The sequence below is a fragment of the Amycolatopsis bullii genome, assembly GCF_014654205.1.
Lineage (GTDB): Bacteria > Actinomycetota > Actinomycetes > Mycobacteriales > Pseudonocardiaceae > Amycolatopsis > Amycolatopsis plumensis.
In genome coordinates, this window is record NZ_BNAW01000009.1 from 36206 (window position 1) to 60562 (window position 24357).

25 protein-coding genes are annotated in these 24357 nt (G+C 70.3%); 12 read left to right on the top strand and 13 right to left on the bottom strand.

Features of this window, described 5'->3' with window-relative positions; genetic code table 11:
- The first annotated feature begins 57 nt into the window (after window positions 1-57).
- The 4 genes from IE317_RS13790 (at window position 58) to IE317_RS13805 (ending at window position 3510) form a co-directional block, all read left to right on the top strand.
- Window positions 58-1101 carry an MBL fold metallo-hydrolase gene (locus IE317_RS13790; RefSeq protein ID WP_191309946.1) on the top strand — a complete coding sequence of 348 codons (1044 nt, stop codon included), beginning with the start codon at window positions 58-60 and terminating at the stop codon, window positions 1099-1101.
- Between the two features lie 80 nt (window positions 1102-1181).
- Window positions 1182-1583 carry a GNAT family N-acetyltransferase gene (locus IE317_RS13795; RefSeq protein ID WP_191309948.1) on the top strand — a complete coding sequence of 134 codons (402 nt, stop codon included), beginning with the start codon at window positions 1182-1184 and terminating at the stop codon, window positions 1581-1583.
- Between the two features lie 10 nt (window positions 1584-1593).
- Window positions 1594-2046 (top strand): GNAT family N-acetyltransferase, encoded by a 453-nt coding sequence (locus IE317_RS13800; RefSeq protein WP_191309949.1) that lies wholly within the window; start codon window positions 1594-1596, stop codon window positions 2044-2046.
- A gap of 192 nt (window positions 2047-2238) precedes the next feature.
- A complete protein-coding gene (locus IE317_RS13805) occupies window positions 2239-3510 on the top strand; it encodes a DUF222 domain-containing protein (protein WP_191309951.1) in 1272 nt (423 codons plus the stop codon).
- A gap of 7 nt (window positions 3511-3517) precedes the next feature.
- Here IE317_RS13805 and mnmA read toward each other — a convergent pair whose 3' ends face one another.
- The 4 genes from mnmA to IE317_RS13825 all read right to left on the bottom strand — a co-directional run bounded on the left by mnmA (window position 3518) and on the right by IE317_RS13825 (window position 8569).
- Entirely contained in the window at window positions 3518-4609 is a 1092-nt protein-coding gene (gene mnmA, locus IE317_RS13810; RefSeq protein ID WP_191309953.1) for a tRNA 2-thiouridine(34) synthase MnmA, read from the bottom strand.
- 3 nt (window positions 4610-4612) lie between these two features.
- Window positions 4613-5809, bottom strand: a complete 1197-nt coding sequence (locus IE317_RS13815) for a cysteine desulfurase family protein (RefSeq protein WP_191309954.1) — start codon at window positions 5807-5809, stop codon at window positions 4613-4615.
- A gap of 64 nt (window positions 5810-5873) precedes the next feature.
- A complete protein-coding gene (locus tag IE317_RS13820; RefSeq protein ID WP_191309956.1) occupies window positions 5874-7241 on the bottom strand; it encodes an MFS transporter in 1368 nt (455 codons plus the stop codon).
- A 44-nt stretch (window positions 7242-7285) separates the two neighbouring features.
- Window positions 7286-8569, bottom strand: a complete 1284-nt coding sequence (locus IE317_RS13825) for a response regulator transcription factor (RefSeq protein ID WP_191309957.1) — start codon at window positions 8567-8569, stop codon at window positions 7286-7288.
- A gap of 154 nt (window positions 8570-8723) precedes the next feature.
- Between IE317_RS13825 and IE317_RS13830 the strand changes: the two genes are divergently transcribed.
- Window positions 8724-9626, top strand: a complete 903-nt coding sequence (locus tag IE317_RS13830; protein WP_191309959.1) for an NADP-dependent oxidoreductase — start codon at window positions 8724-8726, stop codon at window positions 9624-9626.
- Between the two features lie 88 nt (window positions 9627-9714).
- On the opposite strand, the gene IE317_RS13835 is transcribed toward IE317_RS13830, so the two are convergent.
- The 4 genes from IE317_RS13835 to IE317_RS13850 form a co-directional block, all read right to left on the bottom strand.
- Window positions 9715-10599 carry a lysophospholipid acyltransferase family protein gene (locus tag IE317_RS13835; RefSeq protein ID WP_191309961.1) on the bottom strand — a complete coding sequence of 295 codons (885 nt, stop codon included), beginning with the start codon at window positions 10597-10599 and terminating at the stop codon, window positions 9715-9717.
- Window positions 10596-11378, bottom strand: a complete 783-nt coding sequence (locus IE317_RS13840) for a GNAT family N-acetyltransferase (RefSeq protein WP_191309962.1) — start codon at window positions 11376-11378, stop codon at window positions 10596-10598. The genes IE317_RS13835 and IE317_RS13840 overlap by 4 nt, the downstream gene beginning before the upstream one ends.
- A 147-nt stretch (window positions 11379-11525) precedes the next feature.
- A complete protein-coding gene (locus tag IE317_RS13845; RefSeq protein WP_043780820.1) occupies window positions 11526-12485 on the bottom strand; it encodes an electron transfer flavoprotein subunit alpha/FixB family protein in 960 nt (319 codons plus the stop codon).
- Window positions 12486-12514: 29 nt separating this feature from the next.
- On the bottom strand, window positions 12515-13300 hold the full coding sequence (locus IE317_RS13850) for an electron transfer flavoprotein subunit beta/FixA family protein (protein ID WP_191309963.1): 786 nt from the start codon (window positions 13298-13300) through the stop codon (window positions 12515-12517).
- A 243-nt stretch (window positions 13301-13543) separates the two neighbouring features.
- Here IE317_RS13850 and IE317_RS13855 point away from each other — a divergent pair, with 243 nt between their 5' ends.
- Window positions 13544-14389 carry a DegV family protein gene (locus tag IE317_RS13855; protein ID WP_191309965.1) on the top strand — a complete coding sequence of 282 codons (846 nt, stop codon included), beginning with the start codon at window positions 13544-13546 and terminating at the stop codon, window positions 14387-14389.
- Here IE317_RS13855 and IE317_RS13860 read toward each other — a convergent pair.
- The gene (locus IE317_RS13860) at window positions 14367-14792 is read right to left on the bottom strand and encodes a hypothetical protein (protein WP_191309966.1); all 426 of its coding nucleotides are present in this window, start codon (window positions 14790-14792) and stop codon (window positions 14367-14369) included. The genes IE317_RS13855 and IE317_RS13860 overlap by 23 nt on opposite strands.
- A gap of 53 nt (window positions 14793-14845) precedes the next feature.
- On the opposite strand from IE317_RS13860, the gene IE317_RS13865 reads away from it, so the two are divergent.
- The 3 genes from IE317_RS13865 to IE317_RS13875 are packed head-to-tail and all read left to right on the top strand — an operon-like array spanning window position 14846 to window position 17623.
- Window positions 14846-15619: a class I SAM-dependent methyltransferase gene (locus tag IE317_RS13865; protein ID WP_191309968.1), complete on the top strand. Its 774-nt coding sequence runs from the start codon at window positions 14846-14848 to the stop codon at window positions 15617-15619.
- Entirely contained in the window at window positions 15616-17121 is a 1506-nt protein-coding gene (locus IE317_RS13870) for a 1,4-alpha-glucan branching protein domain-containing protein (RefSeq protein ID WP_191309970.1), read from the top strand. The genes IE317_RS13865 and IE317_RS13870 overlap by 4 nt, the downstream gene beginning before the upstream one ends.
- A 13-nt stretch (window positions 17122-17134) precedes the next feature.
- A complete protein-coding gene (locus IE317_RS13875; protein ID WP_191309971.1) occupies window positions 17135-17623 on the top strand; it encodes a glutathione peroxidase in 489 nt (162 codons plus the stop codon).
- A gap of 42 nt (window positions 17624-17665) precedes the next feature.
- On the opposite strand, the gene IE317_RS13880 is transcribed toward IE317_RS13875, so the two are convergent.
- Window positions 17666-19429: a glycoside hydrolase family 2 protein gene (locus tag IE317_RS13880; protein WP_191309973.1), complete on the bottom strand. Its 1764-nt coding sequence runs from the start codon at window positions 19427-19429 to the stop codon at window positions 17666-17668.
- Between the two features lie 112 nt (window positions 19430-19541).
- Between IE317_RS13880 and IE317_RS13885 the strand changes: the two genes are divergently transcribed.
- Window positions 19542-20819, top strand: a complete 1278-nt coding sequence (locus IE317_RS13885) for a glycosyltransferase family 4 protein (RefSeq protein WP_191309974.1) — start codon at window positions 19542-19544, stop codon at window positions 20817-20819.
- Between the two features lie 270 nt (window positions 20820-21089).
- Here the strand turns inward: IE317_RS13885 and IE317_RS13890 are convergent, their stop codons facing one another.
- Window positions 21090-21869: a class I SAM-dependent methyltransferase gene (locus IE317_RS13890; RefSeq protein WP_191309975.1), complete on the bottom strand. Its 780-nt coding sequence runs from the start codon at window positions 21867-21869 to the stop codon at window positions 21090-21092.
- A 143-nt stretch (window positions 21870-22012) separates the two neighbouring features.
- On the opposite strand from IE317_RS13890, the gene IE317_RS13895 reads away from it, so the two are divergent.
- A complete protein-coding gene (locus IE317_RS13895; protein WP_191309976.1) occupies window positions 22013-22429 on the top strand; it encodes a hypothetical protein in 417 nt (138 codons plus the stop codon).
- On the opposite strand, the gene IE317_RS13900 is transcribed toward IE317_RS13895, so the two are convergent.
- Window positions 22426-22884 carry a nuclear transport factor 2 family protein gene (locus IE317_RS13900; RefSeq protein WP_191309977.1) on the bottom strand — a complete coding sequence of 153 codons (459 nt, stop codon included), beginning with the start codon at window positions 22882-22884 and terminating at the stop codon, window positions 22426-22428. The genes IE317_RS13895 and IE317_RS13900 overlap by 4 nt on opposite strands.
- 90 nt (window positions 22885-22974) lie before the next feature.
- Here IE317_RS13900 and IE317_RS13905 point away from each other — a divergent pair, with 90 nt between their 5' ends.
- The gene (locus IE317_RS13905; protein ID WP_191309978.1) at window positions 22975-23508 is read left to right on the top strand and encodes a TetR/AcrR family transcriptional regulator; all 534 of its coding nucleotides are present in this window, start codon (window positions 22975-22977) and stop codon (window positions 23506-23508) included.
- On the opposite strand, the gene IE317_RS13910 is transcribed toward IE317_RS13905, so the two are convergent.
- Window positions 23499-24353, bottom strand: a complete 855-nt coding sequence (locus IE317_RS13910; protein ID WP_191309979.1) for a hypothetical protein — start codon at window positions 24351-24353, stop codon at window positions 23499-23501. The genes IE317_RS13905 and IE317_RS13910 overlap by 10 nt on opposite strands.
- Window positions 24354-24357: the final 4 nt, after the last annotated feature.

Genomic DNA, 24357 nt, shown 5'->3' on the forward strand with positions numbered 1-24357 from the left:
CGGCTCAGGGTGAAGAAAGGCCGGGACGCCGCAGTCTCGCCGGGACGGGAGGTCACCGTGGAGCCGTTGCCGGAAAGCAGCGACAGGAACTGGACCGAGCCCGGAATCTACGAGGTCACTTCAGGCGTCTACCGGATCCCGTTGCCGCTGCCCAACGATGCTCTGCGCGCGGTCAACGTCTACGCGGTCACCGACGGCGAGAAGCTGGTGCTGGTCGACTCGGGGTGGGCGCTGACCGTGGCCCGGCAACAGCTCGCCGACGCTCTGGCCGGGATCGGCGCCGGACTCGCCGACGTCAGCGAGTTCCTCGTCACCCACGTGCATCGGGACCACTATTCGCAGGCGGTGGTCCTCCGTCGTGACTTCGGTTCGAAGATCGCGCTCGGCCAGGACGAAGAGCCATCGCTCAAGGCATCCGGCAATCCCGACCGCCTGCCGATGGAGGCCCAGGTCGACCTCTTGTTTCAGGCCGGGGCCGGCGAAGTCGTGGAAGCGCTCGCCCGGCAGTTCGGCACGAACCGGCGGCACACGGAAGCCGACCTCTGGGAAGCGCCCGACGAATGGCTGACGCCGGGCCCGCGGCCGATCCTGCCCGGGCGCGAATTCGAAGTCGTCGCCACTCCGGGACACACGTCCGGGCACGTCGTCTTCGTCGACGACACGGCCGGCCTGTTGTTCTCCGGTGACCACGTCCTGCCGCACATCACACCCTCCATCGGGTTCCAGCCGGTGCCGGCCGAGTTGCCGCTCAACGACTTCCTCGGCTCGCTCCGCCTGGTGCGTGCCATGCCGGACCGCCGCATGCTCCCCGCCCACGGTCCGGTGTCCGAGAGCGTGCACACCCGGGTCGACGAACTGCTGGAGCACCATCGCCAACGTCTCGAGACGGTAGCGTCGCAAATCGCGGCCGGCGCGACTTGCGCGTACGAAGCCGCACACCGGATGGGGTGGACCCGCCGCAACCGCAAACTGTCCGAAATGGACTCCTTCAACCAGATGCTCGCGGTTTTGGAGACCGCCGCACACCTGGACCTCCTGGTTTCCCAAGGAAAATTGAGCGCCCAAGCCGTCGACGGGATTCGTCGTTACGCGGTCGCCTGACACAGGGCGCCGCCCCGCACTGCGGGTAGCCGCCTCGTCGCAGTCAGGTCCACCGACCTGCCTCCTGCATACTGGATGAAATGGAGGTCATCAGACGCGCCCGGGCCACGGACGTCGAGGCGCTCGTGCGCCTGTTCGGCGCACCGGGCGAACCGTTGGCAACCGCGCTCCAGGAACTCATGAACACCTCGCACGTCACGCTTGTCGTGGCCGAGGACGACAACGGCGTCGCCGGCACCGCGCAGCTGACCGTGCTCCGCGGCCTGGCCTGGGACGGCGCGCCTCGTGGTCTGCTCGAGGGCATCCGCGCCGCGCGGCGCGGTGTGACCAGCGCGCTCCTGACCTGGGGTATCGACGAAGCCCGTCGGCGCGGTTGCGCACGCATCCACCTTGATTCGGGCCTCACCCGCGGCGACCTACGTGACTTCTACTCACGCTTCGGTTTCGAGTACAGCTACCAGGGGTTCTCCCGCGTCCTGTGATACTGACGCCGTGGCCGACTACACCATCCGCAGAGCACGGCGAGAAGACATCGAAGCGATCGTTCACATGCTGGCGGACGACCAGCTCGGCGCCACCCGGGACGATCCCGGCGACCTTGAGCCGTACCTGCGCGCCTTCGCCGAGATCGACGCGGATCCGAATCAGCTTCTGGTAGTCGTCGCAACAGGTGACAAGCCGGTCGGCACCTTGCAGCTGACGATCATTCCGGGCCTCGCCAGGCGCGGCGCGCTTCGCGGCCAGATCGAGGCCGTGCGGATCCACGCCGACCATCGCGGCACCGGCCTGGGTGCCGACCTCGTCCGCTGGGCGATCGACGAGTCGCGGCGGCGCGGGTGCGCCCTCGTGCAGCTCACGTCGGACACCTCCAGGACAGGAGCGCACCGGTTCTACGAGCGACTCGGGTTCCTGCCCAGTCACACGGGTTTCAAGCTCAAGCTCTGAGCGGCGGGCGTCGCCACTTGTCGCGAAGCAACGACTGTCTATTTCGGACATTGAATCTTCTCCAACCCCAGCGTGGACGTCCATTCACATCAACGAAGCACAAACAATGGTGATTAGTCAATAGAACGGCGCGAAGGGACCGTTCGCGCCGTTTCGATGACTTTTCTCGCGAGCCGTCGTACCGTCGGACTCATGACATCTTCACAACCAGTCCGCAAGCTCGTCCCTGCAACCGCCCAGAGCGCTGCCGGCGAACTTCCGTTCGTGCTGCAGTCGATCCGGGCCGACCCGAACACGTTGCAGCGCATGAAGGACGAGCAGGTCATCGACTTGATCCGCGATACGGACGCGGAGATCTCGAAGCTGCAAGCACTGCAGCTGAGAGCGATCGCGGACCTGAGCGTGCGGCGGAGACAGGCGCCCAGCGCGTCCTCGGAAGTGGCGTTGGCCTTGTCCACAACGGAACATCGCGCCAGTGCCATCGTTTCCGCGGCCAAAGCGCTGATCGCCCGCCTGCCCCGCATGCTGAATCTCATGGATGACGGCCAGCTCGACCTTTATCGCGCCATGAAAGTCACCGACGCGACGGCATGGCTGTCGGGAGAACACGTCCGTGTCGTCGACGCAACGCTCGAGGGTCGGATTCCGGGGAAGAACGCCACCCAGGTCCGCCGGGCCGCGGCCTACGCCGCCGCGCAGGCCGATCCCGAAGGCGCAGCGCTCCGCACCGAACGAAAGCTGGTCGAGCGGCGGGTCACCCTCCACCACCAGGACGCCGGCGTGACCCACCTGTCGGTCAACAACGCACCGACCGAAAAGGCAACCGCGGCCTATGCCCGCGTCGACCAGACCGCCCGTGCGCTGAAGACGCCGGACGAACCGCGAACGCTGGATCAGCTCCGAGCGGACGTGGCCATCGATCTGCTCCTCAGCGGCAACGGCGGCCCGAGCGAACGCACCGAGGTCTTCCTGCACATCGATCTGGCCACCTATCTCGGCCTCAATCAGACGCCGGCAGCGTTGTCCGGTCGCGGGCCCATCGCGGCTGCGCTCGCTCGCCACATCGTCGGCGGCTCCGGTACGACGCTGCGCCGGGTTCTCACCGACCCGCGAACCGGCCACGCGGTCGAACTGTCGCCGACGCGCTACGCGCTCGATCAGGACGAGTTCATCCGGGTTCGCGACCAGGAATGCCGACAGCCAGGATGCACGCGCCCCGCACAGAGATGCGGGATCAAAGCGACTCGCACGAAGGGCGAGCCGGAAGGCGTTGCAGACCAGGCAGTCACCTTGTGCTCGCGGCACGGCAAGCTGGCGGGACAGCCTGGCTGGGACTACGAAGTCACGCCGGAAGGCACCGTCAATGTCGCGACACCGTCAGGACAGGTCCATTCGACGACCCCACCGTCGATGCACCCCGCCCGCCGTCGGACGAACCGGCTCCGTAAGAAGCACCGGAGGTGACCGACGATCAGCGGGTTCCTGAGATCTTCGCGCTGCCGAGCACGACGTCCCCACCTTCGGGGTCAGGGCGGTAGAGAACGACGACCTGCCCTGGAGCGACTCCACGCAGCGGCTCGCGCAAGTGCACCGTCATGGTGTCGTTGTCCACGTCGGCGACCGCGTCCACGATCCCTCCGTGGGCCCTGACCTGGACCACGCACTCGGTGGGTTCGCTCAGCGGCCGCCCGCTGGGCCAGATCGCCCGGTCAGCCTCGATCACCTTGACGCCAAGTCCGGCCGCGGAGCCCACCTTGACGGAGCCCGACACCGGTTCGAGTGACAGAACGTACCGAGGACGGCCATCCGGTGCCGGTGCATCGATTCCCAGCCCCTTGCGCTGGCCGACGGTGAACCCGTGCACCCCGGTGTGCCGGCCGAGGACCGCACCCGTTTCCGCGTCCACGAGCTCACCGGGACGCTGCCCCAGCCGGTTCTCCAGGAACTTCTTGGTATCGCCGTCCGGGATGAAGCAGATGTCGTGGCTGTCCGGCTTGTTGGCGACGGACAGGCCTCGCCGCTCCGCCTCGGCTCGCACGTCGGTCTTCCAGGAGTCTCCCAGGGGGAACATGGCGTGGCTGAGCTGCTCCGGTGTCAACGACGCGAGGACGTACGATTGGTCCTTGCCGCTGTCCGCGCTACGACGCAACTCGGGCACGCCGTCCACCACGGAGAGGCGCGCGTAGTGGCCTGTCGCGACCGCATCGAATCCAAGCGCCATCGCCTTCTCAAGAAGGGCTTCGAACTTGATCTTCTCGTTGCAGGTGACACACGGATTCGGAGTGCGCCCGGCAGCGTATTCGCCGACGAAGGTCTCAACGACCTCTTCGGTGAAGCGCTCGGCGAAGTCCCAGATGTAGAACGGGATCCCGAGGATGTCAGCAGCCCGTCGGGCGTCGTGCGAGTCCTCGATCGTGCAACACCCGCGCGAGCCGGTCCGCAGCGTTCCCGGTTTGGCCGACAGGGCCAGGTGCACACCGACGACGTCGTGCCCGGCGTCGACCGCGCGCGCCGCGGCGACCGCCGAGTCCACTCCTCCGCTCATCGCGGCCAAAACCCGCATGCCTTACACCTCTTGCTTCTGGGTCTGCTTGCGCATTCCGGCGAGGCCGGCCTGCCGGGCGCGCATGACGACACCACCGATCTCCGCAGCCACCGCCTCGATGTCCGCGGCGGTCGATGTGTGTCCAAGGGAGAAACGGAGGGAACCACGAGCCGCCGCCGGGTCGGCACCCATGGCGAGCAGCACATGGCTCGGCTGGGCGACGCCTGCAGTGCAGGCAGACCCCGTCGAGCATTCGATGCCCTTGGCGTCGAGCAGCATCAACAGGCTGTCGCCGGCGCATCCGGGAAAGGTGAAGTGGGCGTGGCTGGGCAGCCTCTCGCCCTCTCCACCGTTGAGAACGGCGTCCGGCACCTCGCGCTGGACGGCCTCGACGAGGCCGTCCCGGAGTTCCTCGACGCGCTTCGCGTAGTCGGCTCGGGTCGCGACGCTCAGTCGGACGGCAGCCGCGAACCCCACGATTGCCGGGACGTCCAGGGTGCCGGAGCGGATGTTGCGCTCCTGGCCTCCGCCGTGAAGCAGAGGCGCACACGGTACGTCCCGCCCGAGCAGAAGCGCTCCCACACCGAACGGGCCGCCGAGCTTGTGTCCGGTCAGGGTGAGCGCAGCAGCGCCACTGGCCGCGAAATCGACCGGGACGGCCCCGACGGCCTGAACCGCGTCCGTGTGGAATGGGATGTCGAACTCGGCGCACACCGCCGCCAGCTCGGCGATCGGATTGATTGTGCCGACCTCGTTGTTCGCCCACATCACGGTGGCCAACGCGACAGATTCGGGATCCGCTGCGATGGCTGCGCGGAGGACGTCAGGCGACACCCGTCCCTGACTGTCCACGTCGAGCCACGTGACCTCGGCACCGCTGTGAGCTTCGAGCCATTCGACGGTATCGAGCACTGCGTGGTGCTCCGCGGCACCGCACAGGATGCGACGACGCTGTTCCTGCTCGCCGCGGCGGGCCCAGTAGATGCCCTTGATCGCGAGGTTGTCGCTCTCGGTACCCCCGCCGGTGAAGAGCACCTCGGAGGGACGGGCGCCCAGCGCCTCGGCGATGGTTTCGCGGGCTTCCTCGACCATCCGGCGAGCCCGGCGACCCGAAGAGTGCAGCGCCGAGGCGTTGCCCACGGTGGACAGCGCCTCGGTCATTGCCGCTATGGCTTCGGGCAACATCGGAGTGGTCGCCGCGTGGTCGAGATAGGTCATCGCTGTTCCAGGGTAGTCCGCTCCAGCGCGTGACGAAGCCCACCCTGGCTCTCGAAGTGGGCTGTCACACCTTTGACGGCCACCGCCCGGTCAGCCGGACGCCCACCATCGCGAGAGCCACCAGGGTCACCGTGAGCAGGGCCATCGCCGGTGACGGGTCGACAACCGAGCCGACCGCGCCGAGCAGGACCCCACCCAGGCCGATGAGCAGCGCGGATCCGACCCAGTCCGCGAGCTGCATCGCCGAGGTGTTGAATCCGCGCTCACCCTCGGGCGAGTAGCGGAGCAGGAGGACGGAGATCGCGGGCATCGCAATCCCCATGCCTGCGCCGCCGACCGCGCAGGCCACGAATGCGATCCAGCCGGGGAACCACGGCTGCGAGACCAGGCCGAAGCCGACCAGGCCGGCCGCGACCAGCCAGAACCCCGTGCGCAGCGACGCCTCCCTCGACCACTCGAGGTACCGGCCTTGCGCTGCCGACGCCGCGGACCAGCCCCACGCCGTGATCGTCAGCGGCAGGCCGGCCAGGGCGGGGTTGTAGCCGTGGACCGCACCCATCGTCAGCGGCAGGTATGCCTCCATCCCCGCATACGCCCCGGCGATCAGGGCTCGGGAGGCGACAACCGTCGGCAGGCCAGGGCGGGAAGTCAACGTCCCTGACGGCAGCAGCGTCCGGAGGGCGTAGGCCAGTGCGATCAGGCCGACCGTGCCGTAGCCGAGCGCGATCCACGACTGGTGCTGGGCCGCCCATGTCAACGCCGCGACACCGAGCGCGGCGATAATCGCCTGCGGCACGCTCGCCCGTCGGCCGCCGGTGGCGGGTTCGTGCGCGGGCAAGCGCCGGACGACCACGACCAGCATGAGCACCCCGACGACCACCAGCGGAACCAAGCCGAGGAAGACCCAGCGCCAGCCGATGCTGACCGTCACGACCCCTGCCACCGAAGGCCCGATGACCGCAGGCAGGACCCAGGCGGCTGCGTTTGCGGCGTAGATGACCGGACGTTCGTGGTCGGTGAAGGTCAGCGCGATCAGGAGCGAAACCGAGACGAGGAGCAACCCCGAGCCGAAGCCCTGCAGCGCACGGCCCAGGAGGAGCATCGGCATTCCGCTCGCTTTCCCCGCGACGACCAGGCCGACCGCAAACAGCACGGGTCCCGCCAGCAGCGCCGGCGCTGGGCCGCGGCGGTCGCCGATCCGGCCCGAAAGCACCGTCGCTACCACGCTGGAGACCAGGAAGATCGTGAAAGGCCACGAATAGAGCGACGCACCGTGGAGGTCGGCGACCAGGGTCGGCATCGCCGTCGCCACGCCCATGCTCTCGAACGCGACCAATGTGACCACGAGCAGCAGCGCGATCGTGGTCAGGCGGTGTTCCGCGGTCCAGAGCACACTTCGGCGGCGGGGTGCGGAGTCGATCGTCGAGGCCATGATCAGCAGCGTGCAACCTCCAGCCCGCTGGAGGTCAAGGTGGTTCAGGCGGAGCGGTGCGCCACCGGTTCCAGCGGCAGGTCGCGGGCCAGTGCCGCCGCCTCGCCGCGGGAACTCACGTCCAGCTTGTCGAGGATGTTGCGGACGTGGAACTTCACCGTGTGCTCGCTGAGCTGCAGTTGCTCGGCGATCTGCCGGTTGCGCAGGCCTTGGGAGATGCCCGACAGAACCTCCAGTTCGCGCGGATTGAGCCCGTCGAGCGGACGCAGCTCCGGCGGCTCTGTGACACCGAGCGGGAGGACCGCGGTGACCGTTGTGCCCCAGTCCGGCACGGCGTCGACCTCCCAGTGGCCGCCGAGGGCCGTCAGGCGCTCGGTCAGGCCTCGGGGCGGGACCGCGTCGGCGACTTCGGGGCAATCGTCGCGGACGGTGATCCGCAGCACCGATCCGTCCACGCGCCAGGACGCCCTCAAGCGCGTGGTCGCGGGCCGGTCCAACGCTGCGAGCACCAGGCCGCGGGTCAGCGTCCGTGCCGTGTGGGCGATGTCCTGCGGGAGGGACGCGTCGCCGACCGGGTCGACGAGGTCGACGTCGACTTCCGTGTGCCGGACCAGGTCGGCCAGCTGGGCCTTGAGGACGGCGAATGCCGCGTCCGACGGCTCCGCGGACAGAACTTGGTCACGGTCGCCGACGCCTTTGAGCTCGAGCAGCGCGTCGGCGGCGAGGTCGACCGCGGTGCGGCGGGCGACGGCGTCGGAGAGCCGGCCGGAACGGAGCACCGACAGGAGGGTGACCAGGGTGGCCGCGTGCGTCTGGCCGAGGTCGGTGATCACCTGGGCGCGAGCGGAGGCCGCGGCGAGGCTGCTGGCCAGGACGTCCGGGCCCGGGTCCGTCGCCCGCTGGCCTGCGTCGGTGCTGACGATGTGCCACAGCTGAGCCGCCAGCTCCAGTTCTGCCGACGGCGGCTCCGCGGCTTCCAGCACCACGGCGATCATCGCGCCGTGGCCGACCGCGGGTGTCGAAGTGAGCAGGATCAGGCGACGCTCGACGCCTCCGAGGATGCCGTCGGTCACCAGGGCTTTGTCCGGCTCGCTGCGGTCGACCAGCCGCTGTAGCTCGACGCTCGTTACTGCCTGCGTGATCGCTTCGTCGCCGATGGCCTTGAACGGGCTGCGGGGGCAGTCGCCCGTCTGCATCGCGGCCGCGCGGTGCGGGATCAGCTTGCCCAGCTCCGCGGTGAACCGGCTGAGCAGCTGGGGCCGGGGTGCTGACAGGAGCCGTTCGACGACGCCCAGCACGTGCCGCGGATCCGACCAGGAAACGTCCATGGTCTCCAAGGTAGGCGCGGCCGGGATCCGGCGACCTGCTCGTCCGGCTAGTGAACACTGCTCGTCCGGGCGGTTCGGCGGCTCCGCCGGGCGAGTTGACTTCCGAGGGAGGACATTCGAACCGAAGGTCACGAACCAAGGAGCGAGAACCACCATGCGAGCGATCACCTTCTCCGCATACGGCGGACCGGAAGTCCTGCAACTGTCCGACGTCCCGACGCCGGAGCCGGGCCCGGGACAGGTGCGGCTGGCCGTGCGGGCCGCCGGGGTCAACCCGATCGACTGGAAGATCCGCAACGGCGCCATGCAGCAGAATTTCCAGGTCCCGTTCCCGCACATCCCGGGCCTCGAGGTCGCCGGGGTCGTCGACGCCGTCGGAGAGGGCGCGGACTTCGCCGTGGGCGACGAAGTGTTCGGCTGGTCGGAGACCGGAGCCTACGCCGAATACGCGCTCGCCAAGACGGTCGCGCCGAAGCCCGGGAGCCTTTCGTGGGCGGACGCCGCCGCGTTGCCGGTCGCCGGCGAGACCGCGCTTCGCGTCCTCGGGCTGCTTGGGGTCCGCGAGGGCGAGACGCTGCTGCTCCACGGCGCCAGCGGCACGGTCGGGCGGTTCGCCGCGCAGGTCGCCGTCGCGCAGGGTGTGACCGTCATCGGGACCGGCGGCAGCCGGAGCCTCGACGACCTCAAGTCGCTGGGCGTCGTCCCTGTGCTCTACGGCGACGGCTGGGTGGAGCGGGTTCGTGAGGCGACGACCGGGCCGGTGGACGCCGTTTTCGACGCTGCCGGGCACGGCGTGCTGCCGGGGTCCGTGGAGCTGCGCGGCAGCAAGGACCGGATCATCACGATCGCCGATGCGGCCGCGTTCGAGCTGGGGATCCCGTTCTCCAGCGGGGGCGAGCAGACCCGTGAGGTCCTCACCGGGATCGCCGGCTGGGTGACCGATCGCGGGGTCGGCATCGCGCAGGGCAGGAGCTATCCGCTGGCCGAGGCGGCCGCGGCGCAGGTCGAGAGCGAGGGCGGGCACCCTGGCGGAAAACTGACGATCGCCGTCGGCTGAACGAAGCGGACCGGGACCGGCCGCCGGGTGATGGCGGCCGGGTCCCCCAATCCGGGCCTGCCGCCGGATCGCGGCGACAGGGCCCGGATCACTTCGCGGGAGGCGAAGCCAGTGGGGCCGCCTGGCGGCGCGGGGTCCGGCGGCGCTGCTGGACCGGGATCTGCACCGTGCCCAGCGCGGAATGGACCGCGGACTCGGCGAGGTCGGCCAGTTCACGGCGGGTTTCGGCCCGGCCGGGGGCGATCTCCGGGCAGATGTAAATCTCGAGCACCAGACCGCGCAGGGCCGCGACCCGGCGCAGGGAGGCGATCAGCGACTCCGGGCCGATGAACGCCGGGCGGCTGGTCTCGCGGCCGTCGGCGAGGCGGTACCGCAGCGCGATCGGACGCACCGGGACACCGCCGTCGATGGCCGCCTGGAACGTCGCCGTGGTGAAGCGGCCCGAAGCCAGACCGCACCACGTCGTGCCCTCCGGCGTGACGCTCACCAACGAGCCCGTCCGGAGTGCGTCGGCCAGCGCCGCCATCGTGGCGGGCAGGGTCCTCAGCCGCTCGCGGTCGAGGAAGATGCTGCCGCCGCGGCGGACCAGGCCGCCGAGCACCGGCCAGCTCGCGATCTCCTTCTTGGCCAGCGCGCGCATCGGCCGCAGCGCGTTGATCGCGATGATGTCCAGCCACGAGATGTGGTTGTTGACCACCAGCGCGCCGCGGCCGGCGGGCGCGGTCAGGAAGTCGCCGCCGCCCCGGATGTCCAACCGGACGCCGAACGCGCGCAGCACGCCCAGGAACACGAGCCTGAGCAAGCGCTCACGGCCGGGGGCGACCAGCAGCAAGGGTGCGGACACCAGTGCCGCGAGGACCACCGAGATCGCCGCCGCGAAGCGCAGGACCCGGCGCGGGAGGCCGACCAGCGGGTCGTCGGCGGTGAGGCACTCGTCTCCGCACGGCGAGGACGGCATCCACGCGTGGCTCATCCCTGGCCCCCGAGGAAGAACTTCAGGTAGCGCTCGTCGACGTTCTGCAGGTCCAGCAGCACGAAGAAGTCCGCGACGCCGAAGTCGGCGTCGAGCGCTGGCGGCCCGCAGACCTTGGCGCCGAGACGGACGTAGCCCTTGATCAGCGGGGGCAGCGTGGGCCGCGCCGGGCGCTCGATGCCCGAGGCGTCCCACGGGATCAGCGGCGCGACGCGCGTAGCCTCGTCGGAGTAGTGCTTGGCGCGCAGGAGGTCCCACACGCCGGCGGCGAAGGAACCGTCGTCCACGAGCGGGACGGACGCGCAGCCGGCCAGGTAGCGGTGGCCGGAAAGCAGCATGTAGCGGGCGATCCCGGCCCAGACCAGGCTCACGACGGCGCCGCTGCGGTGGTCCGGGTGCACGCACGACCGGCCGGTCTCGACCAGCGACGGGCGCAGGCCTCCGATCGCCGCCAGGTCGAATTCGCTGTCGGCGTAGAGCTTCCCGGCCTGGGCGGCGCGCTCCGGCGGCAGCATGCGGTAGCAGCCGACGATGTCGCCCGTGTTGTCGTCGCGGACCACGAGGTGGTCGCAGAACTCGTCGAACTCGTCGACGTCGAGACCGGGCCGCGGGGAGTGGAGCCGCGCACCCATTTCCTCGGCGAAAACCCGGTGCCGCAGTTTCTGCGCCGCGACCACTTCGTCGTTCGCGTGCGCGACGAGAAGCGAGTACCGGGGGGCGTCGGCGGGGAGCTCGGCACCCGCCTGATCAGTGCTGACGAGGAGCTGTGACGTCGTCATGGTCAAGGTGTACCTGCGCGGAGGAAGCCGCGGAGAGTGCCATCCGATGACCGATAAATGCACGTTCAGTTAATGGGGGGTTCTCTGTCCCGAAAACGCACGAAGGGGCCCTCCGGGTCGTCCGGAGGGCCCCTTCGCGGGCGAAGATCAGCCCTTGCGCTTCTCGACCGCTTCGGTCAGCTGCGGCGCGACGTTGAACAGGTCACCGACGATGCCGAAGTCGGCGATCTCGAAGATCGGCGCCTCCGGGTCCTTGTTGACGGCGATGATCGTCTTCGACGTCTGCATGCCGGCGCGGTGCTGGATCGCGCCGGAGATGCCGAGCGCGATGTACAGCTGCGGCGACACGGTCTTGCCGGTCTGGCCCACCTGGAACTGCGCCGGGTAGTAGCCGGAGTCGACGGCGGCACGCGACGCGCCGACAGCCGCGCCGAGCGAGTCGGCCAGCTTCTCGACGACGTCGAACTTCTCCGCCGAGCCGACGCCGCGGCCACCGGAGACCACGATCGAGGCCTCGGTCAGCTCCGGGCGGTCGCCGCCGGTGACCGGCTCGACGCCGGTGATCTTGGTGGCCTTCGCCGCGTCGACCGCGGGGAGCTCGACGGTCTCTTCGGCCGCCGCGCCCTCGGCGGGCTCGGCCTCGACCGCGCCCGGGCGGATCGAGACGACCGGCGCACCCTTGGCGGACTTGGACTTGACCGAGAACGCGCCACCGAAGATGGACTGGTCGATGACGCCGTCGCCGTTGACGCCCACGGCGTCGTAGATCAGGCCGGAGCCCAGGCGCACGGCCAGGCGGGCGGCGACCTCCTTGCCCTCACCGCTGGCGGTGACGAGCACGGCCGCCGGGGACGCCTGCTGCGCGAGCGCGGCGAGCACGTCCACCTTGGGCGTGACCAGGTAGTTCGCGGCGTCGTCGCCTTCCGCGACATACACCTTGGCGGCGCCGTGCGACGCCAGCGCCTGCTTCGCCTTCGCGGCGGTCCCGGTCGGGCCGACGACGACGGCCGACGGCTCACCGAGCGCGCGGGCGGCGGTCAGCAGCTCGAGCGTGACCTTCTTGACCTCACCGTCGACGTGGTCGACGAGGACGAGTACTTCAGCCATGGTTCTACTTCCTCCTCGAAGAGCCGTTGTCAGATGAGCTTCTGGCCGACCAGGTACTCGGCGACCTTGGTGCCGCCGTCACCCTCGTCCTCGACCTTCTCGCCGGCGGTGCGCGGCGGCTTCGGCGCGGACTCGGTCACCTGCGACCACGCGTTGGCGAGGCCGACCTCGCCCGCGTCGACGCCCAGGTCGGCGATGGTGAACGTCTCGACCGGCTTCTTCTTCGCGGCCATGATGCCCTTGAAGGACGGGTAGCGCGGCTCGTTGATCTTCTCGCCGACGCTCACGATCGCGGGCAGGCTCGCCTCGAGGTGGGTCAGGCCGTCCTCGGTCTCGCGGGTGGCCTTGATCGTCGAACCGTCGACGGTCAGCTCACGCACGTAGGTGACCTGCGGCAGGCCCAGCAGCTCGGCGAGGATCGCCGGGACGGCGCCACCGCGGCCATCGGAGGACTCGTTGCCGGCGATGACCAGGTCGAAGCCCTCGACCTTGCCGATCGCGGCGGCGAGCACCTTGGCGGTGGCGATCGCGTCGGAGCCGTGCAGCGCCTCGTCGGAGACGTGGATGGCCTTGTCGGCGCCCATGGACAGTGCCTTGCGGATGGCGTCGGTCGCGCGGTCCGGGCCCACCGAGATCACGGTGACCTCGCCCTCGCCGGCCTCCTTGATCTTCAGCGCTTCTTCGACGGCCTTCTCGTTGATCTCGTCGAGCACGGCGTCGGCGGATTCGCGGTCAAGGGTGTGGTCGGACCCGTTGAGCTTCCGCTCCGAGTAGGTGTCCGGTACCTGCTTGACCAGGACGACGATGTTGGTCATGGGTCTGCTTCGACCTCCCGGTTCGTGGCCCGCGGGCAACCACGGGACAGTGCTCTACTGGCCGGTAGATTAGGGCCATTCGGCGCGCAGGACCCGTTGAGGTGACGCCATTCACCTGGATGAGCAATTTACTGGGACCATCGTCCCGGTAGTTGACCGGTTACCCCACCCGACCTGCCGTTCGTCCGATCGGACCAACCACGGCCTACTCGCAGTGGGTGTCAGGCATTAACCTCCCCCACCATGCCCGCGCGCATCGCCGTCATCACCGACTCGAGCTCCTGCCTGCCCGACCTCGTCGCTTCCCGGTGGGCCATCGGGGTTGTCCAGATCCAGCTGAGCCTGGGCAGCCACTACGACGACGAAAACCGCTTCGACCGCGGCGAAGTGATCGACGCCATGAGAGCCGGGCAGGTCATCGTCACCGCGCCCCCGGACCCGGGGGCGTTCTTCTGGGCCTACCAGGAAGCCGCCGCCGCCGGGGCGACCGCCATCGTCAGCATCCACATCTCCGGCCGTATGTCCGACACCGTCCGCGCGGCTCGGGAGGCCGCCCAGCAGGTCCGCATCCCGGTGCACGTCCTGGACAGCCGGACCACCGGCATGAGCCTCGGCTTCGCCGCCGTGTCGGCCGCGCGGGCCGCCGCGGCCGGCGCGGACGCCGAGCGGGTCATCGATGCCGCCGAACGCCGGTGCACCACGAGCACCGAGTTCATCTACGTCGACACCCTCGAATACCTCCGCCGCGGCGGCCGGATCGGTGCCGCCCAGGCCATGCTCGGCAGCGCGTTCTCGATCAAGCCGCTGCTCACGGTCAAGGACGGCGAGGTCGCCCCGCTGGCCCGCGTGCCCGGCACGCGGCGCGCGCTGGCCAAGATGGTGGACCTCGCGGTGAAGAAGTCCGGCGGGTTCCGCGCCGACATCGCCGTGACCCGGTTCGGCGCCGGCGACCACGAACTGGAGATCGGCAGGCAGATCGAACGCCGGGTGCCGGGGATGGTCGAAAGCATGGTCGTCGAAGCGAGCACGGTCATCGGCGCGCACCTCGGCCCCGGCGCGCTCGGCATCACGGTGTCGCCGGTCGGCTGAGCCGCCGCCCCGGGATCGCCAGCACCGCGAGCGGCACCACGACGCCCAGCCCGGTCGTGGTGATGATCAGCCCTTGGTCGATCGGCGCGAAGTGCGACACGTGGCCGAGGTGGTAGAGGAAGTGCGGCAGTCCGAACAGCAGCGCCGCCACACCGGCGAGCCGGGCGACCGATGTGGTGCCGATCACGGCGGCTCCGACGAGGAGGGCGGCGAGCGCCAGGTTCAGGCCGCCGAAGTCGCGCAGGAGGTGCTCGTTGAACGGCCCGTCCATCGCCACCCAGCCGGTGCGGAAGCCGGGAAAGTCCTGGTAGAAGCCGGTCGGCGACATCAGTGGCCACATTCCGACCATGGCCTCGACCAAGCCGAAGAAGACGAGCAGTACGCGGGTGATGGTCCGTTGCATGACCACGGAACGAGAGGGCGGTGCCGGACGTGACACCCGCTAGGGTCGCGGAGGTGACCACCCCAGCCACCCGGGCCGAGGCGCTGCACCTGACCGGCGAGCGGACCGTCCCCGGCATCGCCGAGGAGAACTACTGGTTCAGGCGCCACGAAGCCGCGTACGCCGCCCTGCTCCCCCACTGCGCGGACGCGACGGTGCTCGAAGCCGGCTGCGGCGAGGGCTACGGCGGGAGTCTGCTCGCGACCACCGCCCGCCGGGTGCTCGCGCTGGACTACGACGTCCCGACCACCGAGCACGTCGCCCGCCGCTACCCCGAGGTCGCCGTCGCACGGGCCAACCTGGCCTTCCTCCCGGTCCGGGACGGCGCGGTCGACGTCGTCGCCAATTTCCAGGTCATCGAGCACCTGTGGGACCAGGCCGGGTTCCTCGCCGAGTGCCGGCGGGTGTTGCCGGAAAACGGCAAACTGCTGGTCACGACGCCGAACCGGCTGACCTTCACCCCGGACAGCGACACGCCGCTGAACCCGTTCCACACCCGCGAGCTGGCGCCGTCCGAACTGGCCGCGCTGCTCACCGACGCCGGCTTCGACGTCGAGACCCTGCACGGGTTGCACCACGGCGAGGCCGTTCGGGCGCTCGACGAGCGGTACGGCGGTTCGATCATCGACGCCCAGCTGGACGTGGTCATGGGCGAGCTGCCGGGTCAGGCCGTCTGGCCGGAGGCGCTGCTCGCCGACGTCGCCGCGATCGAGGCCACTGGCTTCGACATCCACGGCGACGACCTCGACACCAGCCTCGACCTGATCGCCGTGGCGGTGCGCCGATGAGCGAGGGCACCTTCTGCCTCGTCGTGCACAGCCACCTGCCGTGGCTGCCGCACCACGGGAGCTGGCCGGTCGGCGAGGAGTGGCTCTACCAGGCGTGGGCGCACTCCTACCTGCCGATGGTCGAACTCCTGGAGCGCTTCGCCGCCGAAGGCCGCCGCGACGTGCTGACGCTGGGCGTGACGCCGGTGCTCGCCGCGCAGCTCGACGATCCCTACAGCATCCGCGCGTTCCACGACTGGCTCGGTCATTGGCAGTTGCGCGCCCAGCACGCGTCGACCCTGTGGCGCGGCGACCCGCTGCTGCGCGAACTCGCCGCGGCCGAGCACCGGACCGCCGTCCGCGCGGCCGAGGAGCTCGGCACGCGGTGGCGGCACGGCTTCTCCCCGGTCCTGCGGTCCCTGGTCGACAGTTCGACCATCGAGCTGCTCGGCGGGCCGCTCGCGCACCCGTTCCAGCCACTACTGGACCCGCGGGTGCGGGAGTTCGCGCTGAACGCCGGTCTCGCCGACACGGCCCTGCGGCTCGGGTCGCAACCCGAGGGGATTTGGGCTCCGGAGTGCGGCTACGCGCCTGGTATGGAAAACGACTACGCCGCGGCGGGCGTGCGGCGGTTCCTGGTCGACGGCCCGTCGCTGCGCGGCGAGACCTGGGCCGCGCGACCGGTCGGCGGTACCAACGTCCTCGCGTTCGGCCGGGACCTCGAGGTCACCTACCGCGTCTGGTCGCCGAAGGCCGGCTACCCCGGCCACGCCGCCTACCGCGACTTCCACACCTGGCAGCACGAGGTCGGCCTCAAGGCGGCGCGGGTCACCGGCAAGACGGTCGAGCCACAGGACAAGGCGCCGTACGACCCAGCGCTCGCCGCGGACGTTCTGGGCACCCACGTCAAGGACTTCGTCGAGACAGTCGTGACGCGGCTTCGGTCGCTGAAGCGGCAACACGGGCGTGAGGCGCTCGTGGTCGCCGCGTACGACACGGAGCTCTTCGGGCACTGGTGGCACGAAGGACCGGCGTGGCTGGAGGGCGTGCTGCGTGCGCTTCCCGAGGCCGGCGTGCGGGTGACGACGCTGAAGGGCGCGATGGAAGCCGGCCACGTCGGCGAGCCGATCGACCTGCCTGCGTCGTCGTGGGGCTCGGGCAAGGACTGGCGCGTCTGGGACGGCGAGCAGGTCAAGGACATGGTCGCCGCCAACGCGGCGCTGCAGGAGCGGCTGCTCGACCTCGTTGCCGGTTTGGCGACCATGGCACGGGACACCGTCGCCGACCAGGCCGTCGCCGAGGCCATGCTAGCGCTGGAAAGCGACTGGGCGTTCATGGTCACGAAGGACTCGGCCGCGGACTACGCCCGTCGTCGCGCGGCGGTCCACACCGAGCGTTTCGACACGCTGGCCGGGTTGCTGCGCTGCGGCGATCGCGCGCGGGCCGCGGAACTCGCCGCGCGCTACCGGGCCGACGACGGACCGTTCGGGCACCTCGACGCCCGGGCGCTGAAGCACGACTGAAAGGGACCCCCGGATGGGAATCCACGAAATTCCGCTCAAGACCCTCGACGGGCGGGACAGCTCGCTGGGCGAGTTCGCGGGCAAGGCGCTGCTCGTGGTCAACGTCGCGTCGAAATGCGGCCTCACCCCGCAGTATTCCGGTCTCGAGCGGCTGCAGGAACGCTTCGGCGAGCACGGCTTCTCCGTCGTCGGGTTTCCGTGCAACCAGTTCGCCGGCCAGGAACCCGGCAGCGCGGACGAGATCCAGACGTTCTGCTCGACGACCTACGGCGTCACGTTCCCGCTGTTCGAGAAGATCGACGTCAACGGCGAAGGCCGGCACCCGCTCTACGCCGAACTGACCGAGACCGCCGACGCCGAGGGCGCGGCGGGCGACGTCCAGTGGAACTTCGAAAAGTTCCTCGTCGGCGCCGACGGCGAGGTCCTGGCGCGGTTCCGGCCGCGCACCGAGCCCGAGGACGAGGCGGTCGTCAAGGCCATCGAGGCCGCGCTGCCGGCTTGACGTCCGACGGCGGGGGACACCGGTCCCCCGCCGTGGTCGAATTCAGGACGAGCCCGCCTCGATCACCTTTCGCACGCACTCGGCGACCACCACCGGGTCCACTTTGACCACGTGGCGGTCGTAGGTGAGCAGGCCGTTGACCTCGTTTTCGACATCCGTCGTCTGGGTGTAGACGGCACCGGACAAGCCGCGCTCCGCCACCACTCGCTCGAGCGCGGCGCTCACCTCCGCGTACCGCTCGGTGAGCCGCTCTCGCGTCGGCGTCATCTCGTACGCGTTCGGCGGACCAGGCCAGCGGTGGTCGTCCAGAACGAGACCAAGGCCGCCATACTCGCCGTCGACGATCGCGCGGCCGTCGCTCACCGACGGCGTACCCGGGCCCACGTACGTGTGGTCGTCGTAGACGTCGCCCGCGCCGCTGTCCGGCCGCGAGAAACAGCAGTTGACGCCGCTGTTCGCGATCACCAGCCGCGTCGAGTCGAGGGCTTTGACCGATTCCGCGACACGGGCCGTGTCGAACTCGCCCCAGCCCTCGTTGAACGGGACCCAGCCGACGATCGACGGGACCGCTTGCAGTTGCGTCACCATCTCGGCCAGCTCGGCCTCGAACCGCTCGCGCGCCCGCGGCACCGGGTCCGGTGCGATCCCGGGCGGGCCGTCGAACGACACGGTCAGCGACGGCATGTCCTGCCAGACGACCAGGCCCAGCGTGTCGGCCCAGAAGTACCAGCGGGCCGGCTCCACCTTGACGTGCTTGCGGACGAAATTGAAGCCCAGTTCCTTCGTCTTCTCGAGGTCGAACCGCAGGGCGTCGTCGGTGGGCGCGGTCGAGATGCCGTCCGGCCAGTAGCCCTGGTCGAGGGGTCCGTGCAGGAAGGTGACCCGGTCGTTGAGCGCGATCCGGGGACGCCCGTGCGGGTCCGGGACCAGGCCGATCGTCCGCAGGCCGGCGTAGCTGCCGACCTCGTCCGAAATCGCACCACGCTCGTCGAGCAGCTGGACGCGCAGCGAATAGAGGTGCGGGTCGTCGGGTGTCCAGAGGCGCGGCGACGGGACGTCCACGCGAATCGACGTCCCGGCTGCGCCGGAGGCTCGTGCGATCTCGACGTCGTTGTCCGAAAAGACGACAACGACCTCGTCGCCGCCCGTGACCTGGGGCAACACCGTCACCCCGGTCAAGTCCGGAGTCAGCTCCAGCCGCTCGACCCGGGCCTCGGGGACCGGCTCCAGCCACACCGTTTGCCAGATTCCGGACGACGGCGTGTAGCAGATCCCGCCGGGCGCGTTGCGTTGTTTGCCGACCGGGAAGGGCTCGATGTCGGTGCAGTCCTCGGCGCGGACGGTCAGCTCCTGCGGTCCCGAGGCGCGCAGGACGTCGGTGATGTCCGCGCTGAACGCCGTGTAGCCGCCTTCGTGGGTCGCGACGAGCTGGTTGTTGACCCAGACCTTCGCCGTCTGGTCGACCGCGCCGAAGTGCAGGAGGACCCGTGACCCGCGCCAGTCGGCGGGAACGTCGAAAAGGCGCCGGTACCAGAGGACTTCGTCGCGTCGCCGGATTCCGGACAACGCCGATTCCGGCGGGAACGGGACCAGGATGCGCTCGGCGTAGCCGGACGGCCGTGGTTCGTCCGGCGACGACGGCCAGCCCGCGTACTCCCAGACGCCGTTGAGGTTCAGCCAGCGCGGCCGCGTCAGCTGGGGGCGCGGGTACTCGGGCAGGACGTTGTCCGGAGCGACGTCGCCGCTCCACGGGGTCGGCAGGGGCGGGTCGAGCCGGCGCCAGCCGGGGGCCTCGTCAGGAGTCATCCCGGTCGATGGTGGCAGAGATCCCCGCGCTCGCCAGTGATCGAGATCACATGTGAACACTTCGCCAGCACGGGCGCGTCTAGGCGTTCTGACTCGCGAGTAACCTCTGCCCATGCGAGTGCTGATGCTGTCCTGGGAGTACCCGCCCGTGGCCATCGGGGGCCTGGCCCGGCACGTCCACGCGCTCGCCACCCACCTCGCCCGCCAGGGCCACGACGTCGTGGTGCTCTGCCGGCACGCCGCGGGCACCGACGCCGGGACGCACCCGCGCACCGACCGCGTCGTCGAGGGCGTGCGGATCATCCGGGTCGCCGAGGACCCGATGCACGTGACCTTCGAACGGGACCTCGTCGCCTGGACGCTGGCCATGGGGCACGCCATGATCCGCGCCGCGCAGGACCTGCTGCGCACCTGGCAGCCCGACGTCGTCCACGCGCACGACTGGCTGGTCGCCCACCCGGCCATCGCGATCGCCGAAGCCGCGCGGGTGCCGTTGGTCGGCACGATCCACGCGACCGAGGCGGGGCGGCACTCCGGCTGGCTGTCGCACCCGCTGAACCAGCAGGTCCACTCGGTCGAATGGTGGCTCGCGAACCGGGCCGACGCGCTCATCACCTGCTCGCAGGCGATGCGCCGCGAAGTCGCGCACCTCTTCGAGGTCGAAGCGGCCGACGTCACGGTGATCCACAACGGCATCGAGGAGCGCGGCTGGCAGGTGCCCGCGGACGAGATCGCGCGTGCCCGCGAGGTCTACAGCCCGGCCGGGGCGCCGCTGTTGCTCTATTTCGGACGACTCGAATGGGAAAAGGGCGTGCAGGACCTGCTGGCCGCCCTCCCCCGCATCCGGCGCCGCCACCCGGGCACCCGCGTCGTCGTTGCCGGAAAAGGACGACACTTCGACGAGCTGGTCGAGCAGTCGCGGAAGCTGCGGGTGCGGCGCGCGGTCGACTTCGTCGGGCACCTCTCCGACCGGGACCTCCGGGCCGCGCTGGCCGCGGCCGACGCCGTCGTGCTGCCGAGCCGGTACGAGCCGTTCGGCATCGTCGCCCTGGAGGCCGCGGCCGCGAAGGCGCCGCTGGTCGCGTCGACGGCCGGCGGCCTCGGCGAGGTCGTCGTCCACGGCGAGACCGGACTGGCGTTCAGCCCCGGGGACGTCGCCGCGCTGGCCGCCGCGGTGACAGCGGTGCTCTCCGACGCCAAGGCCGCGGCCGAGCGGGCCCGGGTCGCGCAGTCCCGGCTGGCCGCGGATTTCGACTGGGGCCGCATCGCCGAGGCGACCGCCGAGGTCTACCGCCGGGCGAAGCCGGGCGAACCGGTCGAGCTGCCCCGGCCCAAGATCGCCACCGGCAACGCCTTCGAACCCGTCCCGGCCGAGATCCCGGAAGTCTAGGCAGCCGGGAATCTCAGAACCGGCAGGGCCGGACGCAATCCGGACCGGCTGCGACGGTCGTCGTCGCAATTTCGGACACGGCGAACGTCAGCGAAAACACGACGAAGAGAGTGGCTACGGCAGCTCTCAACCTGCTGGTCATGGGGACTCCTCGGGGAACGGGGGCGCGATCGGCGCCTCGCAGCGAGCATCCGCGCCGCTTCCCGGGGAAACAATAAGCGGAACAGCAGGGGCGATACGTATTCGTCGTCCGTGATCGGTAAGTCCGGTTCACCGGGTTCCGGTCAGCACCCGGACGCGGACGCGTTCCCGCAGCGGGCCGTGTGGGGTCACCGCCGCCCGGATTCGCTCGGTGAACGCCGGCCTCGCGTCCGGGGCGGGCAGTTGCTCCGGGCTCATGGCCGAAAAAACGCCACCGGCCAATTCCTCGACACTCAGCGGCGCCGAGTACTCGACGACCGTCGAGTGCACGACGTACCCGGCGGCCGCGAGAGCCGTCGCGTACCGCTCCTGGCTCGCGTCGTCGGTGCCGCAGGTCCGGTGCACCGGGGTGCCGAGGTAGGCGGCGAGGACCTCCCACAGTGCGGCCGACCACGCCGTGTCCTGCAGCCACAGCGGCTCGCCGTTGGTCACCACCGCGACACCGCCGCCGGGACGCAGCAGCGGGCGGACCGTCGCGAACAGCCGCTCGTGGTCCATCCAGTGCAACGCCTGCGCGACCGTCACCGCGGCCAGGCGTCCCCGTCCGAGGACGGCCGCCAGTGCGCCGACGTCCGAATCCGCGCCGAGCAGCCAGCTGACGTTCGCCTCCACGGTCGCCCGGCGGCCCTGCGTCAGCATCGCCGGTTCCGGATCCATGCCCAGCACCGCGCCGACGCGGGGCGCCAGGGCCCGGGTGAGCTGGCCGGTGCCGCAGCCGAGGTCGAGGACGACGTCGTCGCCGGTCAGCGCGAACGCCTCGGCGAGCTCGTCGCCCACCTCGGGTGGATAGCCGCGCCGGAACCGTTGGTAGTACTCGCTCACTTCGCCGCCGAACCCCGATGTCGTCATGCCACGAGCCTCCCCGCCGCGACCGGCGAGCGGCGTCGGTTCCACTCAGGGCGGACGCCGGGCGTCACAGTCGGGTCTCGGCTAACAACCCGCTGGCCTGCGCAAACGCCTTGAAGGCACGAACCGAACTCCGTGAGGTCACCATGAAGATCCTCTCCCTCACCACGGCCGGCCTGCTCGCCCTCACCCCGGCGGCCGCCGCGCAGGCCACCACCCCGCCACCACTGCCCACCTGGCTGAAACTGTCGGCCTCCAGCGGACATCCCGGCGAAAATGTCAGCCTCACCGTCGCGTGCGAAGGCGAAGCGAGCCCAGTCACCACCAAGACCCTGCGCGTCACCGTGCCGTTGGACCGCAACGCCGAGGGACACCAGCCGTGGGCGTTTTTCGGCGAAAGCGTCGTCGCCGCCGTCGCGCCCGGGACGTACCCGGTTTCCGTCCGCTGCGCGGGAGAGACCCTGACCTCACGCTTCACGGTCCTGGCGGCGAAGCCCCGGTTCGGCCAGGTCAAGGTCGTTCCCCACAGCGCTCCCCGGACCGGGGACGGCTCGGCCGCCTAGAAAACCGGCAGCAGGACGCCCTGCTCCGACTCCGTCCGCGGGCCGAAGATGCGGCGGTCGGTTTCGGCGATCGGGACGTCGTTGATGCTCGCTTCGCGGCGGCGCATCAGGCCTTCGTCGCTGAACTCCCACAGCTCGTTGCCGTAGCTGCGGAACCACTGTCCCTCGGCGGTCCTGGACTCGTACTGGAACCGGACGCCGATGCGGTTGCCGCGGAAGCCCCACAGCTCCTTGCGGAGGGCGTAGTCGAGTTCGCGCTCCCACTTCGCCGTGAGGAACCGGACGATCTCCGCGCGCCCGACGACGTATTGGTCGCGATTGCGCCAGACCGAGTCCTCGGTGTACGCGAGCGAGACGCGTTCCGGGTCGCGGGTGTTCCACGCGTCTTCGGCGGCCTGGACCTTCTGGCGGGCGGTGTCCTCGTCGAACGGCGGGAACGGCGGGCGTGGGGTCATGGAAGCTCCTTCCGGACGCGGAGAACGTGCGTTCTCCGCTGCTCCCGCTAGACTAGAGAACGATCATTCTCAGCGCCAGGGACAGGTGACATGAATTCCACGGAGGCGACCGACCGGCTGCTGGAGGCCGCCGAAGACCTCTTCTACGCCCACGGCGTGCAAGCGGTCGGGATGGACGCCGTCCGCGAGCGCTCCGGCGTCTCGCTCAAGCGGCTCTACCAGTGCTTCCCGGCGAAGAACGACCTGGTCGAGGCCTATCTCCTCCGCCGTGACGAACGCTGGCGCGGCTCGTTGCGCGATTTCGTCCACGCCCGCGGCGACGACCCCCTGGCCGTGTTCGCCTGGCTGAAGAACTGGTTCGCCGAGCCGGGCTTCCGCGGCTGCGCGTTCATCAACTCCTTCGGCGAGTTCGGCGAGCCCACCCCCGGCATCGCCGCCGCGATCCGCAAGCACAAGGACGAGGTCCGCGCCTACCTGCGCGGCCTCGTCCCCGACCGGAACATCGCCGACCAGCTGTTCTCGTTGATGGAGGGCGCGACGGTGCTCGCCGCCATCACCGGCGACCCCCGCGAAGCGGAGATCGCCGGCGAAGCAGCGAAGGTTCTGCTGGCCGCTCAGGGGTAGAGCGTCAGCCCGGGATCGAGCGCGACCTGCGCCAGCTGACCGAGGTCCAGGGGCGGCGACGGCATGTCCGGCGCGTCACCCAGTTTCGCGTCCCGGGCGGTGTTCTGGGCCTCGATGACGACGCCGGTGCCGTCGGGCTTGGTGACGTTCACCCGGTTGACGGTCGGACCCCCCGGGGTGGTGAAGGTTGTCTCGACGATCGTCTCGCCGTGCGGTCCGGTCCACGGTCGGCACGAGCCCTGCGTGTCCTCGGGCAGCGGGCCGCACTCGGTCGCGGGGGTGGCGTTGCCGCCGAGCCGGGTGACGATGGCCCAGACGGCGCCCTTGTGCGCCTTTTCCGTCGTCGAGGCCGCGGCCATGAAGTAGTCCTCGCCGCCACTGCACACGCCGTCCTCCTCCACCTGCGCGGAAAAGACGTGGTAGAAGGTCAGGGGCCCGTGCTGGGTGCCTTTCGGGTACTGCCCGAACGGGTGAACGCCCAACGTCGTGCCCGCGGCGACCCGCTGCTGGACGGCCGCGGTGAGCACCGTCGTCAGCCGGTCCGCCGCCACGGTCACCTTCTCCTTCGGCGGGGCCCCGGTCGGCCGCGAGGGGAGCCGGCACGCATTGGACGACGGAGGTGGCGGAGCCGCCCCCGGCTGCACGAGGCTCGGCCCGGGATCACCCGGGGCGAGGACGAGCACCGCGCCGGCGGCCACCGCCGCCACCCCCGCGCCCGCCGCGGTCCACGGGTTCGCCACCCGGCGCACCCGCGCCCGGCGGCGCTCGCGGTCCAGCACCGCCTCGACGTCCACTGTGGATGGTGGGACGACGCCGATCGCCGCGTCGAACTGCTCCCTGCTCATTGGC

Bases quoted from the DNA above. Each gene is read 5' to 3' on its own strand.
- IE317_RS13795 (WP_191309948.1), top strand. From the start codon at position 1,182: ATGGAGGTCATCAGACGCGCCCGGGCCACGGACGTCGAGGCGCTCGTG.
- IE317_RS13805 (WP_191309951.1), top strand. From the start codon at position 2,239: ATGACATCTTCACAACCAGTCCGCAAGCTCGTCCCTGCAACCGCCCAG.
- mnmA (WP_191309953.1), bottom strand. From the start codon at position 4,609: ATGCGGGTTTTGGCCGCGATGAGCGGAGGAGTGGACTCGGCGGTCGCC.
- IE317_RS13815 (WP_191309954.1), bottom strand. From the start codon at position 5,809: ATGACCTATCTCGACCACGCGGCGACCACTCCGATGTTGCCCGAAGCC.
- IE317_RS13820 (WP_191309956.1), bottom strand. From the start codon at position 7,241: ATGGCCTCGACGATCGACTCCGCACCCCGCCGCCGAAGTGTGCTCTGG.
- IE317_RS13825 (WP_191309957.1), bottom strand. From the start codon at position 8,569: ATGGACGTTTCCTGGTCGGATCCGCGGCACGTGCTGGGCGTCGTCGAA.
- IE317_RS13830 (WP_191309959.1), top strand. From the start codon at position 8,724: ATGCGAGCGATCACCTTCTCCGCATACGGCGGACCGGAAGTCCTGCAA.
- IE317_RS13835 (WP_191309961.1), bottom strand. From the start codon at position 10,599: ATGAGCCACGCGTGGATGCCGTCCTCGCCGTGCGGAGACGAGTGCCTC.
- IE317_RS13840 (WP_191309962.1), bottom strand. From the start codon at position 11,378: ATGACGACGTCACAGCTCCTCGTCAGCACTGATCAGGCGGGTGCCGAG.
- IE317_RS13845 (WP_043780820.1), bottom strand. From the start codon at position 12,485: ATGGCTGAAGTACTCGTCCTCGTCGACCACGTCGACGGTGAGGTCAAG.
- IE317_RS13850 (WP_191309963.1), bottom strand. From the start codon at position 13,300: ATGACCAACATCGTCGTCCTGGTCAAGCAGGTACCGGACACCTACTCG.
- IE317_RS13855 (WP_191309965.1), top strand. From the start codon at position 13,544: ATGCCCGCGCGCATCGCCGTCATCACCGACTCGAGCTCCTGCCTGCCC.
- IE317_RS13860 (WP_191309966.1), bottom strand. From the start codon at position 14,792: ATGCAACGGACCATCACCCGCGTACTGCTCGTCTTCTTCGGCTTGGTC.
- IE317_RS13870 (WP_191309970.1), top strand. From the start codon at position 15,616: ATGAGCGAGGGCACCTTCTGCCTCGTCGTGCACAGCCACCTGCCGTGG.
- IE317_RS13875 (WP_191309971.1), top strand. From the start codon at position 17,135: ATGGGAATCCACGAAATTCCGCTCAAGACCCTCGACGGGCGGGACAGC.
- IE317_RS13880 (WP_191309973.1), bottom strand. From the start codon at position 19,429: ATGACTCCTGACGAGGCCCCCGGCTGGCGCCGGCTCGACCCGCCCCTG.
- IE317_RS13885 (WP_191309974.1), top strand. From the start codon at position 19,542: ATGCGAGTGCTGATGCTGTCCTGGGAGTACCCGCCCGTGGCCATCGGG.
- IE317_RS13890 (WP_191309975.1), bottom strand. From the start codon at position 21,869: ATGACGACATCGGGGTTCGGCGGCGAAGTGAGCGAGTACTACCAACGG.
- IE317_RS13895 (WP_191309976.1), top strand. From the start codon at position 22,013: ATGAAGATCCTCTCCCTCACCACGGCCGGCCTGCTCGCCCTCACCCCG.
- IE317_RS13900 (WP_191309977.1), bottom strand. From the start codon at position 22,884: ATGACCCCACGCCCGCCGTTCCCGCCGTTCGACGAGGACACCGCCCGC.
- IE317_RS13905 (WP_191309978.1), top strand. From the start codon at position 22,975: ATGAATTCCACGGAGGCGACCGACCGGCTGCTGGAGGCCGCCGAAGAC.
- IE317_RS13910 (WP_191309979.1), bottom strand. From the start codon at position 24,353: ATGAGCAGGGAGCAGTTCGACGCGGCGATCGGCGTCGTCCCACCATCC.